Origin of the sequence: Oharaeibacter diazotrophicus, assembly GCF_004362745.1 — a bacterium.
Classification (GTDB): domain Bacteria; phylum Pseudomonadota; class Alphaproteobacteria; order Rhizobiales; family Pleomorphomonadaceae; genus Oharaeibacter; species Oharaeibacter diazotrophicus.
This window is the reverse complement of record NZ_SNXY01000014.1, coordinates 39,602-54,530: the sequence shown is the minus strand read 5'-3', so window position 1 is coordinate 54,530 and position 14,929 is coordinate 39,602. Positions and strand designations below refer to the sequence as shown.

Below are 14,929 nucleotides of genomic sequence, written 5' to 3'. Positions count from 1 at the left end.
ATCCCGAAAACCAGGCCCGCGGACACTCCGCCGACCACGTTTCTCCTTCTTCTCTCATCCAACTTGTCAAAGAACGGAAGGCCGAGGCCTTCGAAATCGCGCCGCCGGGGCTTGCCCGTCGGCGAGGCGCTCACCTAATCTCGTCACGTCGCCGTGTCAAGACCGCAGTGAACCGCCGGGTGTCCAGCCCCGAACAGAGGAGGCCACCCGACGAAAAAACGCTCCAGACTGTCAGGTCCAGAACCGCCGGCTCCGACGACCGCCAGGGCCGTCCCGCCGACACCGCCGCGCCCCACCCGGTCGAACCGTCCAGAGGCGCCGCTTCCCGCCGGCACCGCGTCACCGCAGCGCCGCCGTCGATGGAGGGGCTTATACGGCCCCCTTACCCCCCTGTCAACAAGCCTTTTCAAAAATCCTTCACATGCCCCGCGGATCGGTTCTGTCGGCTACCGGGAACCGCGGATTTCCGCCGTTCGACACCATAGCCGGCTCGTCATCGCCGCGACACGGGACCGTGTTCCTTCGCCCCGCGGGCGCTCGACGCGATTCCGATCGCCGCTCCCGCCGCGGCACGACCTCCCCCGCCCCGCCGACGCGCGCTCGTGCGCGACCCTCTGCAGTCGCCGGAAACGCGCGGCCACACGGACGCCCCATTTCGGCCGTGGATAGGAGTCTTGGCGCCGTCGTCCCCGTCGAATCGACGGACGACGGCCCTCGGGACGGTTCCGCGCGTTGACAGGCCGGTCCGGCCGGCGCCAAGGTGCCGGCGCATCGCGACGAGGCCGGGGCCCGGCGGGCCCTCCGGCGACACGAACACCCGACGGCACCGTCCGTCGCCTTCCGCGGACGGACGGATTTCGGAGAGACGGCTTCGGATGAATGCGGCCTGGAACGACCACGGGACGACGGCCGTCGACATCGGCGACGATCCCCCGCTCGTCACCGCCGACAACCGCCGCGGCCCGCCGGATCGTCGCCGCGTCTCGATCCGCTGGCTGGCCGGCACGGTGATGGCGAGCCTCGCCTCGACCGCGCTGATGGGGGGCGCGCTCTGGGTCGCGATGGACGGCCGACCGTCGATCGCCCGGCCGATCGAGGAGCTCTCAGGCGTCGTCTCCGCCGCTCCCGAGCTCGAGGAGGCCCCCGCGGACCTCGTCGCCAAGGGCGACCTGCCGGCCGCCGACGTGAACGCTCAGCCCGCGCGCCAGATCCTGCGCGTCTCCACCATCACCCGCGACGGCGAGCGCGACCTGATCCGCCTGAAGCCGTTCGCGCGCGTCTCGACGCCGCTGGTCGCGGCCTCGGTGGACATCTCCGACACCATCCCGTCCTACGACCCGCTGCGCATCTTCGCCGACGCCAACCCGGACGCCTCCGGCCCCGAGGACACGCTCTACGGCGCCGACGTCGACGGCGCGATGGCGGTCAAGGTGCGCGACTTCCCGATGGACGGCGCGGCGCTGGCGGCGGAGTCCCCGCTCGACGTGCCGCAGACCGAGCGGCTCGTGCGCGAGGCGGCGCAATTCCTCGGCGGCACGGCGGTCCAGGTGGCCTCGCTGCCGTCGATCGACCAGGCCCGCTTCGACTTCGGCTTCGCCGAGCGCTCCTCCTTCGACCGCTACGGCGTCCGCGTCATCCCCGAGAACGTCTCCTTCGTGGCTCCCACCGACACCGCCGACGGCGGGCTCGGCCAGCCCTATACGGAAGAAAAGGTGCTGACCGTCGGCAAGGGCGACCGGCTCGAGGATCTCCTGATCGCCAACGAGGCGACCGACGACGAGGCCGGGGCGATCGCGCTCCGGTTCCGCCGTGCCTTCTCGGTGCGCGAGGTCCAGCCCGGCGACAAGTTGCGCATCGCGCTCGCCCCCGACGACAGCCTCGAGGACACCCAGCGCTACCGCCCGGTTCGCGTCTCGCTCTATCGCGACGGCGGCCACGTCGGCACGCTGGCGCTGAACGACAAGGGCGACTACGTCGTCGCCGAGGAGACCCGTCCGGCCGACGGCGACCTGTTCGAGCAGGCCGAGCAGCAGGACGACGACCAGCCGCGGCCGCGGCTCTACGAGAGCCTCTACCAGACCGCGCTCTCCAACGGGATGTCGCCGGAGCTGATCGACGAACTCGTCCGGGTGTTCTCCTTCGACCTCGACTTCAACACCCGCGTCCAGCCGGGCGACCGGCTCGAGGTGGTCTACAGCCTCGACGAGGACGAATCCGAGAGCGCCGAGGCGTCGGAGATCGTCTATACGGCGATCGTGGTCGGCGGCAAGGAACGCCGCTTCTACCGCTTCAAGGCGCCGGACGACGGCTCGGTCGACTATTACGACCCCGAAGGCCGCAGCGCGAAGAAGTTCCTGCTGCGCAAGCCGATGTCCGGCGGCACCTTCCGGTCCGGCTTCGGCGCCCGCAAGCATCCGCTGCTCGGCTACGTCCGCGGCCACACCGGCGTCGACTGGGCGGCCCCGCGCGGCACGCCGATCATGGCCGCCGGCGACGGCGTCGTGACCTACGCCGACTGGAAGTCCGGCTACGGCAACTACATCGAGATCCGCCACAACAACGGCTACGCCACCGCCTACGCGCACCAGACCGGCTTCGCCAAGGGCATCCGCGTCGGCACCGCCGTGCGCCAGGGCCAGATCATCGGTTACGTCGGCTCGACCGGCCTGTCGACCGGTCCGCACCTGCACTACGAGGTGCACGTCAACGACAGCCCGGTCGACCCGATGCGCATCAAGCTGCCGCGCGGCCGCACCCTCGACGGCGACGTGCTCGCCGCCTACCAGGGCGAACGCGAGCGGATCGACACCCTGCTCGGCGGCCAGCCGGCCAAGCTGGCGGCGGCGACGGAGACCGGCGGGGGCTGAGGAAGCGCCCCCGCGCTGCCGCCTCGTGTGTCGGGTCGAATCCGCGAAAGGGGAAAGGTGGTCCGCGCCTGCGGCGCTCCGCCGGTTCTGCGCTCAGAAGCCGGCGTAGCGTCCGGGCTTGTGGTAGAGCGCCAGCATCAGGTTGAGCGCGACGACGCCGCCGACCGAGGCGATCACCTGCACCGGCGGCAACAGCGCGAAGGCGGCGGCGACCACCAGCGCGTCGGCGGCCATCTGGACCTTGCCGGCCCGCCAGCCGAAGCGCTCCTGCATCCACACCGCCATGACGCCGAAGCCGCCGAGCCCGGTGCGGTGGCGGATCAGCGCCAGCAGACCCATGCCGACCAGGAGGCCGCCGAGCAGCGCGGCGAGCCAGAGGTCGGGCGCGCCGAGCGGCAGGAAGCGCGGCAGCAGCGTGGTCTCGACCGCGAGCAGGCCGGTGGCGAGCACCGACTTCACCAGATAGGCCCGCCCGAAGGCGAGATAGGCGAACACGAAGAAGGGCAGGTTGATCGCGAAGAACACCGCCCCGAACGGCAGGCCGGTGGCGTGGCCGACCAGGAAGCCGAGGCCGGCCGTGCCGCCGGTGCCGAGGCCCGCGGCCTTCAGGATGACGACGCCGAGCGCCACGAACAGCGTGCCCGACAGGATGGCGAAGGCGTCCTCGAAGCGGGAATGGGCCAGCGACGGCGCTTGTACCGCGGACATGGCGAGCTCTCGGCGACAATGGGGATCGAATGAAGGTCAGTATCGCTGACCTTTATCGTCGGCGCAAGATCCCCGGTTGCGCGAAGAATGGGCAGTCCCGTCGCCGCGCATCCGGGCCACGGAACGAGTAACGCGAAAAGGCCCTCCCGAGGCTTCTCGGGAGGGCCGTGACGTCAGGTAGGCGTGAACGACGGATCGAAGCGTCGCGAGTCAGGCCGCGCGCGCCTCCGCATTGCCGACGCCGGTGAAGAGCAGCCGATCGGTGCCGGCAGTGATCTCAACCGTCTCGCCGTCCCGGACCGCGCCCGAGAGGATCTTCTCGGCCAGCGGATCCTGGACGTAGCGCTGGATCACGCGCTTCAGCGGGCGGGCGCCGTAGACCGGATCGTAGCCCTTGTCGGCGATCCAGTTGCGGGCGCCGTCGTCGAGCTTCAGCACGATCTTGCGGTCCTCGAGCAGCTTCTCGAGCCGCTTCAGCTGGATGGCGACGATCGTGCCCATCTCGGTCCGCTTCAGGCGGTGGAACAGCACGACCTCGTCGAGCCGGTTCAGGAACTCCGGCCGGAAGTGTGCACGGACCACCTGCATCACCGGCTCGCGCACGGCGTCGACGTCCTCGCCGTCCGGCTGGTTGGCGAGATACTCCGACCCGAGGTTCGAGGTCATGATGATCAGCGTGTTCTTGAAGTCCACCGTGCGGCCCTGGCCGTCGGTCAGGCGACCGTCGTCCAGCACCTGCAGCAGGACGTTGAAGACATCCGGGTGGGCCTTCTCGATCTCGTCGAACAGCACGACCTGATAGGGCCGGCGCCGCACGGCTTCCGTGAGCGCGCCGCCCTCCTCGTAGCCGACGTAGCCCGGGGGGGCACCGATCAGGCGGCTGACGGCGTGCTTCTCCATGTACTCGGACATGTCGATGCGCACCATCGCCTGGTCGTCGTCGAACAGGTAGCTGGCGAGCGCCTTGGTCAGCTCGGTCTTGCCGACGCCGGTCGGCCCCAGGAACATGAACGAGCCGATCGGCCGGTTCGGATCCTGCAGGCCGGCACGGGCGCGACGGACCGCGGTCGAGACGGCGTGCACCGCCTCGGCCTGACCGACGACGCGGCGGGCGAGTTCGTCCTCCATGCGCAGGAGCTTCTCGCGCTCGCCTTCCAGCATCTTGTCGACCGGCACGCCGGTCCAGCGCGACACGACCTGCGCCACGTGGTCGGGCGTCACCGCCTCCTCGACCATGCCGCCGGCCGCACCGGCCGCCTCGACCTCCTTCAGCTCGCGCTCGAGGTTCGGGATCATGCCGTAGGCGAGCTCGCCGGCACGCTGGAACTCGCCCTTGCGCTGGGCGATGGCGAGGTCGTTGCGCGCCTCGTCGAGCCGGACCTTGAGGGCGGCGGCACGGCCGAGCTTGTCCTTCTCCGCCTTCCAGCGGGTGGTGATCTCGGCGGAGCGCTGCTCGAGGTCGGCGAGTTCGCGGTCGAGGCGGACGAGCCGGTCCTGCGAAGCGGCGTCGGTCTCCTTCTTCAGGGCCTCCTGCTCGATCTTGAGCTGGATCACCCGGCGGTCGATCTCGTCGAGCTCCTCGGGCTTGGTGTCGACCTGCATGCGCAGGCGCGAGGCGGCCTCGTCGACGAGGTCGATCGCCTTGTCCGGCAGGAAGCGGTCGGTGATGTAGCGGTTGGACAGCGTCGCCGCGGCCACCAGCGCCGAATCGGTGACCCGGACCTTGTGGTGCTGCTCGTATTTCTCCTTGATGCCGCGCAGGATCGAGATGGTGTCCTCGACCGTCGGCTCGGAGACGAACACCGGCTGGAACCGCCGCGCCAGCGCCGCGTCCTTCTCGACGTACTTGCGGTACTCGTCGAGCGTGGTGGCGCCGATGCAGTGCAGTTCGCCGCGGGCGAGCGCCGGCTTCAGAAGGTTCGAGGCGTCCATGGCACCGTCGGACTTGCCGGCGCCGACCAGGGTGTGCATCTCGTCGATGAACAGGATCACGCCGCCCTCGGCGGCCTGGACCTCCTGGAGCACCGCCTTCAGCCGCTCCTCGAACTCGCCGCGGTATTTCGCGCCGGCGATCAGCGCGCCCATGTCGAGGGCGAGCAGGTCCTTGTCCTTCAGCGATTCCGGCACGTCGCCGTTGACGATGCGCAGGGCGAGGCCCTCGGCGATGGCGGTCTTGCCGACGCCGGGCTCGCCGATCAGGACGGGATTGTTCTTGGTGCGCCGCGACAGCACCTGGATGGTGCGGCGGATCTCCTCGTCGCGACCGATCACCGGGTCGAGCTTGCCCTCGCGGGCGGCGCGGGTGAGGTCGCGGGCGTATTTCTTCAGCGCGTCGTAGGCGCTCTCGGCCGAGGCGCTGTCGGCGGTGCGGCCCTTGCGCAGCTCGTTGACGGCGGCGTTGAGGCCGTTCGGCGTCGCGCCGGCGTCCTTGAGGATCTTGGCGGTGGCCGCGTCGGGCTCCATGGCGAGTGCGATCAGGAGCCGCTCGACCGTGACGAAGCTGTCGCCGGCCTTCTCGGCGATCTTCTCGGCGGTGGCGAACACCTTGGCGAGCGGGCCGGAGAGATAGAGCTGGCCGGCGCCGCCGCCGCCCACCTTCGGCATCGCCGAAAGCGCCCGGTCGACCGCCGCGAGCGCATCCTTGGGCCGGCCGCCGGCGGCCTGGATCAGGCCGGACGCCATGCCCTCGGGATCGTCGAGCAGGACCTTGAGGACGTGCTCGGGCGCGAACTGCTGGTGCCCCTGCCCCAGCGCATAGGTCTGCGCCGACTGCAGGAACCCGCGGGCCCGCTCGGTGTATTTCTCGATGTTCATGAAGCCATCCCTCCTTCGGCGCACCGACCCCGCCCGGAGCACGGAGGCGGCGACTTGACCGCGAGCGCTCCCATCCGGAGCCGCTCGGATCCGAATATGGGGATCGCCGCCGACGGCGGAAGAGGGATCCGGAACCATCCGGAACAAAAGGTGAGCAGGGGAAGATGCGGCCGCGATGCCGACAGGCCGCCGCGATCGGGCCGCGCGGGCCGGATCGCCGCGGCGGCGCGGCCACCCGGACCGAGACACCGCGGCGGTGCCGTTACTTCACCCGCGTCCAGGTCTGCGACTTGCAGAAGATCTTGAGCGCGCAGCCCTTGAGTTTCAGCGCGTTGCCGGAGACGCTGGCGTAGCCGGAATAGGTCTTGCCGCTCTCCGGGTCGGTCAGGGAGCCCGAATAGCTGCCCGAGCCGTCGTCGACGAGGTCGTCGGCGATGATCTTGCCCTTGTAGGGGCCGTCGATCAGCTTGATGCAGGTCGCCTTGCCGCAGCCGTAGATCTCGGCGTTGGAGCCGCGCTCGGTCTTCCAGACGCCCTCGACGCCGCCGGCGGCGAGCGCCGGACCGGCGAGCAGCACGGCCGCCACGGCCGTCGTCACGAACATCCTCATCGCTTCCCTCCTTCGCCGACGCGGGCCCGCGGGGTCTTCCGCCCCGCCGACCGGCGCCGCATCTCCCGCAACCCGGATCATTTTCGTCCCGCCGCGGCCGACCGGTCGTCCGCGGTGAGGTTTCGGCCTTCCGGCCGGCGCCGCTCGGGCGCTCCGCATCCGCGGGGACCGGCCTCGAGGCGGCCCGCCGCCGATGCGGGATCAGACCACCTGCGCGAGGCGCATCGCCACGCTCATGTCGCCCTCGACCTGCAACTTGCCCATCATGAAGGCGCCGGTGGGGTCGAGCGTGCCGGCGAGCAGGCCGTCGAGGTCCTCGAGCGACAGCGCGATGGTGCACTCGGCGGCGCGGTCGACGTTGTCGACGGCGTTGGGCACCCCGGAGGCGTCGACGTAGACGATGCCGTCGGCGCCGCAGTCGAACTTCAGCGTCGCGCCGAGGCCGCTGTTCTCCCCGATCTTGGCACGGACGGCTTCGGTGGTCTCGGCAATGCTCATGGCGGTGTCCTCGGATCTGACCAGTGGCCCGGGAGGGTGCCGCCACTTTACGTAAACGTCAAGACCGTGGCATGAAAAAGCCCCGCCCGCGGTTTGCGCGGACGGGGCCGGTGCGTTCAGAGGCCTCCGACCGGTGCGGGCGCGACACCCGCACGGGCACAGGGATCATTCGCCGGCGGCGGGCTCCGGCGTCTCGGCGGCGTCGGCCGCCTCGGCGGTACGGCGGGTGCGCGGGCGCGCCGGGGCGCGGCGGCGGGTCGGGCGCTTCTCGCCGTCCTCGCCGACCGGCTCGGCCGCGGCCGCGGCCTCGACGACCGGCTCGGCGACGGGCGCCGGAGCGGGCGCCGGGGCGCGGGTCCGCGCGGGGGCCGGCGCGGGCTCGGCCGCCACGGGCGCCGGTGCCGGCGCGACGGCGGCCGGCGGGATCGCCGGCTTGGTGATGAAGTCGGGGAAGTTCACGTCCGGCTGCGGCGCGTCGAGCGGCATCGGATGGCCGCCGGCGGCGACGGGCGCCTCGGCGCGCGGTTCGCCCTGCTGCGCCGGGCGGTCGCCGCGGCGGTCGAAGCGCTCGAAGCGTTCGCGGCGGTTGCGACGACCCTCGCGCTCGGGACGGGCCTCGCCCTCGGCGCGCTGCTCGCCGGCCGGGGCCGGTGCGCCCTCGCCGCGCGGCTGGAAGCCCTCGCGCTCCGGGCGGTCGCCGCCGCGGTCGTTGCGGTCGTTGCGGCTCTGGAAGTCGCGGTCGCGGTTGCGGCCCTGGAAGCCCTCGCGGTCGCCGCGGTCGTTGCGGTTGCCGCGCTGCTGGTAGCCGCCCTCGCGCTGTTCGCGACCCTCGCGCGGCTGGTAGCCCTCGCCCTCGCCGCGCTGCTGGTAGCCGCCGTCGCGACCCTCGCGCGGCTGCTGGCCCTCGCGCTGCTGGTAGCCGCCCTCGCGGGGCTGCTGGTAATCGCCGTTGCCGCGGCCTTCCTGCGGATTGCGGAACTCGATCTGGCGCGGCTCGAACCGGTCGGAGCCGGGCACCTCGACGTCGTCGTCGTCGCCGTCCATGACGTCGTCGCGGCCGTATTGCGGCTGCAGCGCCGCCTGGGCGGCCGCGATGATGCGGTAGTAGTGCTCGGCGTGCTGGAGATAGTTCTCCGCCATCACGCGGTCGCCGGAGGACGAGGCGTCGCGGGCGAGCTGGGTGTACTTCTCGGCCACGTGGAGGGCGGTACCACGGATCTTGACGTCCGGACCGTTGGATTCGTAGGAGCGGGTCAGAGGATTGGGGCCCTTGCGATTGCGGCCGCGCATCCGCTGCTTGTTCTGCTGGTTCTGCCTCATCAGTCCGCTGTCTCTTGCTCGGCGGTCAATTGGTTACCGGCTGTCGCCGCCACGACGGGCGCCGGTTCGCGGGCGTCTGCGGGGCACCTGGTGCCCGGCCGCGCCCTCCGGAAGCTGTTCGACACGAGATTCCGACTGCGAGCCGCCTCGTGGGGGCCGTCGGGTGTTCGCTCGCGCCATCCTCCAAGACGATGATCAAGTCGGAAACGGGTGCCGAAGAGACTCGGAAATCGGCGTGGCGACCCTTTGCCCCGGTCGCCTCTGCACGAAATCGGACGATGATCAGCCGGAAATGACCGATCCACCCCCCGGTGGATATCTTCGCATCGCGCGGTCACGCCCCGCCCGATACCCGTCACGGCCCTTGGAACCTAGCGATTCCGCGGCTGATTTCCAAGCCCTTTTTCGTCGTGGCCGAGCTGGATCGCGAAAATGTCAGGCCTTGGTGCCAACCACCACCCGCGGACGGCCGGCGAGATCCTCGACGACCGCGACGTCCCGGAAGCCGGCGTCGATGAAGAGCGCCGACACCGCCGTGCCTTGGGTCCAACCGATCTCGACCGCGAGGGTTCCCCCGCCGACCAGCCGGGCCGCGGCGGCGGGGACGAGGGCGCGGTAGGCGTCGAGGCCGTCGGGCCCGCCGTCGAGGGCGAGAAGGGGGTCGTGGTCGCGCACCTCGCGGTCGAGACCGGCGATCGCGGCGCTCTCGATGTAGGGCGGATTGGAGAGGACGAGGCCGAGCGTCTCCGGCACCGGATCGAACCAGGAGCCGACGCGGACGTCGAGGCGATCGGCGACGCCCGCCCGTTCCGCGTTGCCGCGCGCCACCGCGGCGGCGCCGGCCGCAAGATCGACGGCGACGCCGCGCGCGCCCGGCAGCGCCGCGGCGAGCGCGACCGCGATCGCCCCGGTGCCGGTGCCGAGATCGGCGAAGAGGAGGCCGGTGCCATCAGGTGCCGCGCCGGGAACGGCGCCACGCCGGACGCGGGAAATCGCGACGTCGACCAGGGTCTCCGTATCCGGCCGCGGCTCCAGGGTGTCGGGACCGAGGCGGAAATCGAGGCCGTGGAACTCGCGGCGGCCGAGGATGCGGCCGACCGGCTCGCCGGCGGCGCGCCGGGCAACCGCCGCGGCGAGGCGTTCGGCATGCTCGGGCGCCACCGGCTCGCCCGCGGCGGCGATCAGGCCGGCGGCGTCGAGGCCGAGGATGCCGCGGGCGAGCGCCCGGGCGTCGTGCGCCGCGCCCTCGACGCCGGCCGCGCGCAGCGTCCGCCGCGCGGCGGCGAGCAGGCCGTCGACGGTCGGATCGGCGCTCACGCCTCGGCCTCGGCGAGGAGCTGGGCCTGGTGCTCGGCGATCAGCGCGTCGACGATCTCGTCGAGGTCGCCCTCGAGCACCGCCGGCAGCCGGTAGAGCGTCAGGTTGATGCGGTGGTCGGTGACCCGGCCCTGGCCGAAGTTGTAGGTGCGGATCCGCTCCGAGCGGTCGCCGGAACCGACCTGGGCGCGGCGCTGGCCGGCGCGCTCGCTCTCGGCCTTCTCGCGCTCGAGCTCGTAGATGCGGGCGCGCAGCATCTTCATCGCCTTGGCGCGGTTCTTGTGCTGCGAGCGCTCGTCCTGGACCGCGACGACGACGCCGGTCGGCAGGTGGGTGATGCGGATGGCGCTGTCGGTGGTGTTGACGTGCTGGCCGCCCGAGCCGGAGGCGCGGAAGGTGTCGACCCGGAGGTCGGCCTCGTCGATGGCGACGTCGACCTCCTCGGCCTCGGGCAGCACCGCGACGGTCGCCGCCGAGGTGTGGATGCGGCCCGAGGATTCGGTCGCCGGCACCCGCTGCACCCGGTGCACGCCCGATTCGAACTTCAGGCGGGCGAACACGCCCTGCCCCGTCACCGACGCGACGATCTCCTTGTAGCCGCCGACCTCGCCCTCGGAGGTCGAGAGCACCTCGACCTTCCAGCCGCGCGCCTCGGCGTAGCGCTGGTACATCCGGAACAGGTCGCCGGCGAACAGCGCCGCCTCGTCGCCGCCGGTGCCGGCGCGGACCTCGAGGATGGCGCTCATGTCGTCGGCGCGGTCGCGCGGCAGCAGCGCGAGACGGACCTCGCGGCCGAGCCGTTCGAGGCTCGCCGCCACCTCCGGCCGCTCGGCCTCGGCGAGGGCGCGCATCTCCGGGTCGGTGTCCGGGTCCTCGAGCAGGTGGTCGACATCCGCGAGTTCGCGCTCGACCGCGCGCAGGCGGCGGATCGCCTCGACGAGCGGCTGCAGCTCGGCATAGTCGCGCGACAGCCGGACGTAGGTCTCGGCGTCGGGCTGGCCCGACATCCGCGCCTCGATGATGGCGAAGCGGTCGATCAGGCCTTCGAGCTTGGCGTCGAACGCGCTCATGGGTTCCGGCTTGGACAAGGCTCAGGTCAGCGGCACGTCGTGCTCGTGGGCGAAGCCCTCGAGCAGCCCGCGCAGCGACCGGTCCGTGGCGCGGGCGAGCGCGGGCGTCATCGCGGCCTCGAGGGCGGCCACGTCGAGCGCGCGCACCATGGCCTTGACCGGGCCGACCGAGGCGGGCGTCATCGAGATGGACCGGAAGCCGATCCCGATCAAGGCCATCGCGGCGAGCGGCCGGCCGGCGAGCTCGCCGCACAGCGTCGCCCCCTTGCCGGCGTGGCGGGCCTTCTCGGCGATCGTGCCGAGCGCACGCAGGAAGGACGGCGCCAGCGGATCGAAGCGATCGGTGATCATGGCGTTGCCGCGGTCGGCGGCAAACATGAACTGGAACAGGTCGTTGGACCCGACCGAGACGAAGTCGACCTCCTCGAGCAGCTCGTCGAGCTCGAACAGCAGCGCCGGCACCTCGATCATGGCGCCGAGCTGCAGCTTCTTCGGCGGCTCGTAGCCGTGGCCGGCGAGGAAGCGCAACTCGCGCTCGACGATCTCGCGGCCGCGGCGGAACTCGTCGACCTCGCTGACCATCGGGAACATCAGCCGGAGGTGCCGGCCGGCGGCGGCCTTGAGCAGGGCGCGGACCTGGGTGCGCAGCAGCGCCGGCCGGTCGAGGCCGAGGCGGATCGCGCGCCAGCCCATCGCCGGGTTCTCCTCGGCGACGGCACGCGTGAGATAAGGCAGCACCTTGTCGCCGCCGATGTCGAGCGAGCGGAAGGTCACCGGGCGCGCGCCGGCGCCGTCGAGCACCTTGCCGTAGAGCTGCTGCTGCTCGCTCATCCGCGGGAAGGCGGAGGCGATCATGAACTGCAGTTCGGTGCGGAACAGGCCGATGCCGTCCGCGCCGCTCTCGTCGAGGTGCGGCAGGTCGAAGACGAGGCCGGCGTTGATGTTGAGCGAGATCTCGACGCCGTCGCGGGTCACGGCCGGCTTGTTGCGCAGCCGGCGGAAGCGCTCCTGGCGGCGGGCGCGGAAGCGGACCTTGTCGGCATAGGCCGATTCGACGTCGCCGGGCGGGCGCAGGTGGACGAGGCCGGCCTCGCCGTCGACGATGATGGCGTCGCCGGGCTCGGCCAGCGACACCGCGTTCGGCACTTGGCCGACGGTGGCGATGTTGAGCGCGCGTGCGACGATGGCGACGTGGCTGGTCGGCGCGCCCTCCTCGAGGACGAGGCCGCGGATGCGGGTGCGGTCGTAGTCGAGCAGTTCGGCGGCGCCCATGTTGCGGGCGACGACGATGGCGTTGTCCGGCAGCTGGGTCTTGCGGTCGTCGCGGCCCATCAGCTCGCGCAGCAGGCGGAAGGTGAGGTCGTCGAAGTCGTGCAGCCGTTCGCGCAGGTAAGGGTCGGTCTGGCGCTGCATCCGGGCGCGGGTGTCGGACTGGACGCGCTCGACCGCGGCCTCGGCTGTGAGGCCGGAGCGCACGATCGCCTCCTCCATGCGCCGGGCCCAGCCGCGGTCGTAGGCGAACATGCGGTAGGCCTCGAGCACGTCGCGGTGCTCGCCGTGGTGGGCGACCTCGCCGCGCTCGATCATGTCGTCGACCGACAGCCGCAGCTTGGCGATCGCGGCGTCGAGACGGCGGACCTCCTTCTCGGGATCCTCGGCGATCAGGTTGGTGACGACCACGCGCGGCTCGTGCAGCACGACGTGGCCGAGGCCGACGCCGTCGGACAGCGCCACGCCCGGCAGGTGCTGCGGCCGGGCGAGGTCGAGGCCGGTCGCCGGCGTCGCCGCCAGCGTCGCGAGCTCGCCGGAGGCGATCATCTCCGCGATGATCATCGCGGTGGTCTGGAGCGCCTCCTCCTCCTCGTCGGAATAGCTCTTGCGGGCGCGGTTCTGCACCACGAGCACGCCGAGCGTGCGGCCCGCCCTGAGAATGGGCACGCCGAGGAAGGAGTGGTAGACTTCCTCGCCGGTCTCCGGCAGGTAGGCGAAGGCGGGATGGGCCTGGGCGTCCGGCAGGTTCAGGAGGGTCGCGGCGTCGGCGATGGTGCCGACGAGGCCCTCGCCGACCTTCAGCGCGGCCTTGTGGACGGCGGTGCGGTTGAGGCCCTCGGTGGCGAACAGCTCGAGCACGCCGTCTGCACGCAGGACGTAGACCGAGCACACCTCCGCGACCATGTTGGCCGCGATGGTGGCGACGATCTTGTCGAGGCGCGCCTGTGCGCTGATCGGCTCCGCCATGACCTCGCGGAGGCGACGCAGCAGCACGCGCGGTCCGAAGATTGACCCCCGCATCGTCCGCATCCCGGTAGGCGGTCGCCGCCGTCGCGACCGCGCGCGAAGGATCTCACGCGCCCGAAGTTGTCGTCACCCGGACGTCTCGCGACGCCCGGACGCATCCGTCGACCCGGCCGGGCCCCGGCCGAGGACGGCCGCACGCCGCGGCCCCGCTCGCCTCAGCCCTTGTCGAGTCCGTATACCGAGTGCAAAGTCCGGACCGCAAGCTCGGTGTAGACGTCCTCGATCAGCACCGAGATCTTGATCTCGGACGTGGTGATCGCGCGGATGTTGATGCCCTTGGCCGCCAGCGCCTTGAACGCCTGGGCGGCGACGCCGGCGTGGCTGCGCATGCCGACGCCGATCACCGACACCTTGCAGACGCCCGTCGATCCCTCGAGCAGAAGATAGCCGATCTCGGCCTTGCGGTCCTCGATCACCTTCATGGCGCGCTCGTAGTCGGCGGCCGGCACCGTGAAGGTGATGTCCGTCTCGGCACCGTTGGAGGCGACGTTCTGGACGATCATGTCCACGTTGATGTTGGCCTCGGCGAGCGGCACGAACACGGAGGCGGCGATGCCGGGCTGGTCGGCGACGCGGCGGATCGAGATCTGCGCCTCGTCCTTGGAATAGGCGATGCCGGTGACGACCTCTTGTTCCACGATCTCGTCCTCGTCGCAAATGAGCGTTCCGAACGGGTCGCCGTTCGGCTGGGTCTTCGGGTTCTCCGGATCCTCGAAGGAGGAGCGCACGAAGGTGCGCACGCCGTGCACCATCGCCAGCTCGACCGAGCGCACCTGCAGCACCTTCGAGCCGAGCGAGGCCATCTCCAGCATCTCCTCGAAGGAGACCTTGTCGAGGCGGCGCGCCTTCGGGACCATGCGGGGATCGGTGGTGTAGACGCCGTCGACGTCGGTGTAGATGTCGCAGCGGTCGGCCCTGATCGCCGCCGCCACCGCCACCGCCGAGGTGTCGGAGCCGCCGCGGCCGAGGGTCGAGATCCGCCCGTCCGGGCCGATGCCCTGGAAGCCCGCGACCACCGCGACGCGGCCGGCCTCCATCTGCTCGATCACGCGCGTGCCGTCGATGCTCTCGATGCGGGCGGCGCCGTGGGCGCCGTCGGTGCGGATCGGCAGCTGCCAGCCCTGCCAGGAGCGGGCGTCGACGCCGATCGCCTGCAGCGCGATCGCGAGCAGGCCCGAGGTGACCTGTTCGCCCGAGGCGACGACGGCGTCGTATTCGCGCGCGTCGTGCAGGATCGAGGCGCCGCGGCACAACGCGACCAGTTCGTTGGTCTTGCCCGACATCGCCGACACCACCACGGCGACCTGATGGCCGGCGTCCACCTCGCGCTTGACGTGGCGCGCCACGTTCCTGATGCGGTCGAGATCCGCGACGGACGTGCCGCCGAACTTCATCACCAGCCGGGCCATCTTCAGCGCGCTTTGCCT

The 14,929-nt window shown here is 71.5% G+C and carries 10 protein-coding genes; 1 reads left to right on the top strand and 9 read right to left on the bottom strand.

Annotated features, from left to right (window positions below):
• Positions 1-875 precede the first annotated feature (875 nt).
• On the top strand, positions 876-2,867 hold the full coding sequence (locus EDD54_RS22805) for a M23 family metallopeptidase (protein WP_126540776.1): 1,992 nt from the start codon (positions 876-878) through the stop codon (positions 2,865-2,867).
• Positions 2,868-2,960: 93 nt separating this feature from the next.
• On the opposite strand, the gene EDD54_RS22800 is transcribed toward EDD54_RS22805, so the two are convergent.
• The 9 genes from EDD54_RS22800 to EDD54_RS22760 form a co-directional block, all read right to left on the bottom strand.
• Positions 2,961-3,575: a DUF6198 family protein gene (locus EDD54_RS22800; protein ID WP_126540775.1), complete on the bottom strand. Its 615-nt coding sequence runs from the start codon at positions 3,573-3,575 to the stop codon at positions 2,961-2,963.
• Between the two features lie 210 nt (positions 3,576-3,785).
• Complete coding sequence (gene clpB / locus EDD54_RS22795) at positions 3,786-6,389, bottom strand: ATP-dependent chaperone ClpB (protein WP_133674057.1); 2,604 nt, start codon at positions 6,387-6,389, stop codon at positions 3,786-3,788.
• Positions 6,390-6,651: 262 nt separating this feature from the next.
• Positions 6,652-6,999: a DUF2147 domain-containing protein gene (locus EDD54_RS22790; RefSeq protein ID WP_425375011.1), complete on the bottom strand. Its 348-nt coding sequence runs from the start codon at positions 6,997-6,999 to the stop codon at positions 6,652-6,654.
• Between the two features lie 201 nt (positions 7,000-7,200).
• Positions 7,201-7,497: an SCP2 sterol-binding domain-containing protein gene (locus tag EDD54_RS22785; RefSeq protein ID WP_126540774.1), complete on the bottom strand. Its 297-nt coding sequence runs from the start codon at positions 7,495-7,497 to the stop codon at positions 7,201-7,203.
• A 165-nt stretch (positions 7,498-7,662) separates the two neighbouring features.
• Complete coding sequence (locus EDD54_RS22780) at positions 7,663-8,817, bottom strand: DUF4167 domain-containing protein (RefSeq protein ID WP_126540773.1); 1,155 nt, start codon at positions 8,815-8,817, stop codon at positions 7,663-7,665.
• 435 nt (positions 8,818-9,252) lie between these two features.
• Positions 9,253-10,134 carry a peptide chain release factor N(5)-glutamine methyltransferase gene (gene prmC / locus EDD54_RS22775; RefSeq protein ID WP_126540772.1) on the bottom strand — a complete coding sequence of 294 codons (882 nt, stop codon included), beginning with the start codon at positions 10,132-10,134 and terminating at the stop codon, positions 9,253-9,255.
• Positions 10,131-11,204 carry a peptide chain release factor 1 gene (gene prfA / locus EDD54_RS22770; protein WP_126540771.1) on the bottom strand — a complete coding sequence of 358 codons (1,074 nt, stop codon included), beginning with the start codon at positions 11,202-11,204 and terminating at the stop codon, positions 10,131-10,133. Before prfA ends, prmC begins: the two co-directional genes overlap by 4 nt.
• A 21-nt stretch (positions 11,205-11,225) precedes the next feature.
• Complete coding sequence (gene ptsP, locus EDD54_RS22765) at positions 11,226-13,496, bottom strand: phosphoenolpyruvate--protein phosphotransferase (protein ID WP_126540770.1); 2,271 nt, start codon at positions 13,494-13,496, stop codon at positions 11,226-11,228.
• A gap of 161 nt (positions 13,497-13,657) precedes the next feature.
• Positions 13,658-14,911 (bottom strand): aspartate kinase, encoded by a 1,254-nt coding sequence (locus tag EDD54_RS22760; protein ID WP_126540769.1) that lies wholly within the window; start codon positions 14,909-14,911, stop codon positions 13,658-13,660.
• Positions 14,912-14,929 lie beyond the last annotated feature (18 nt).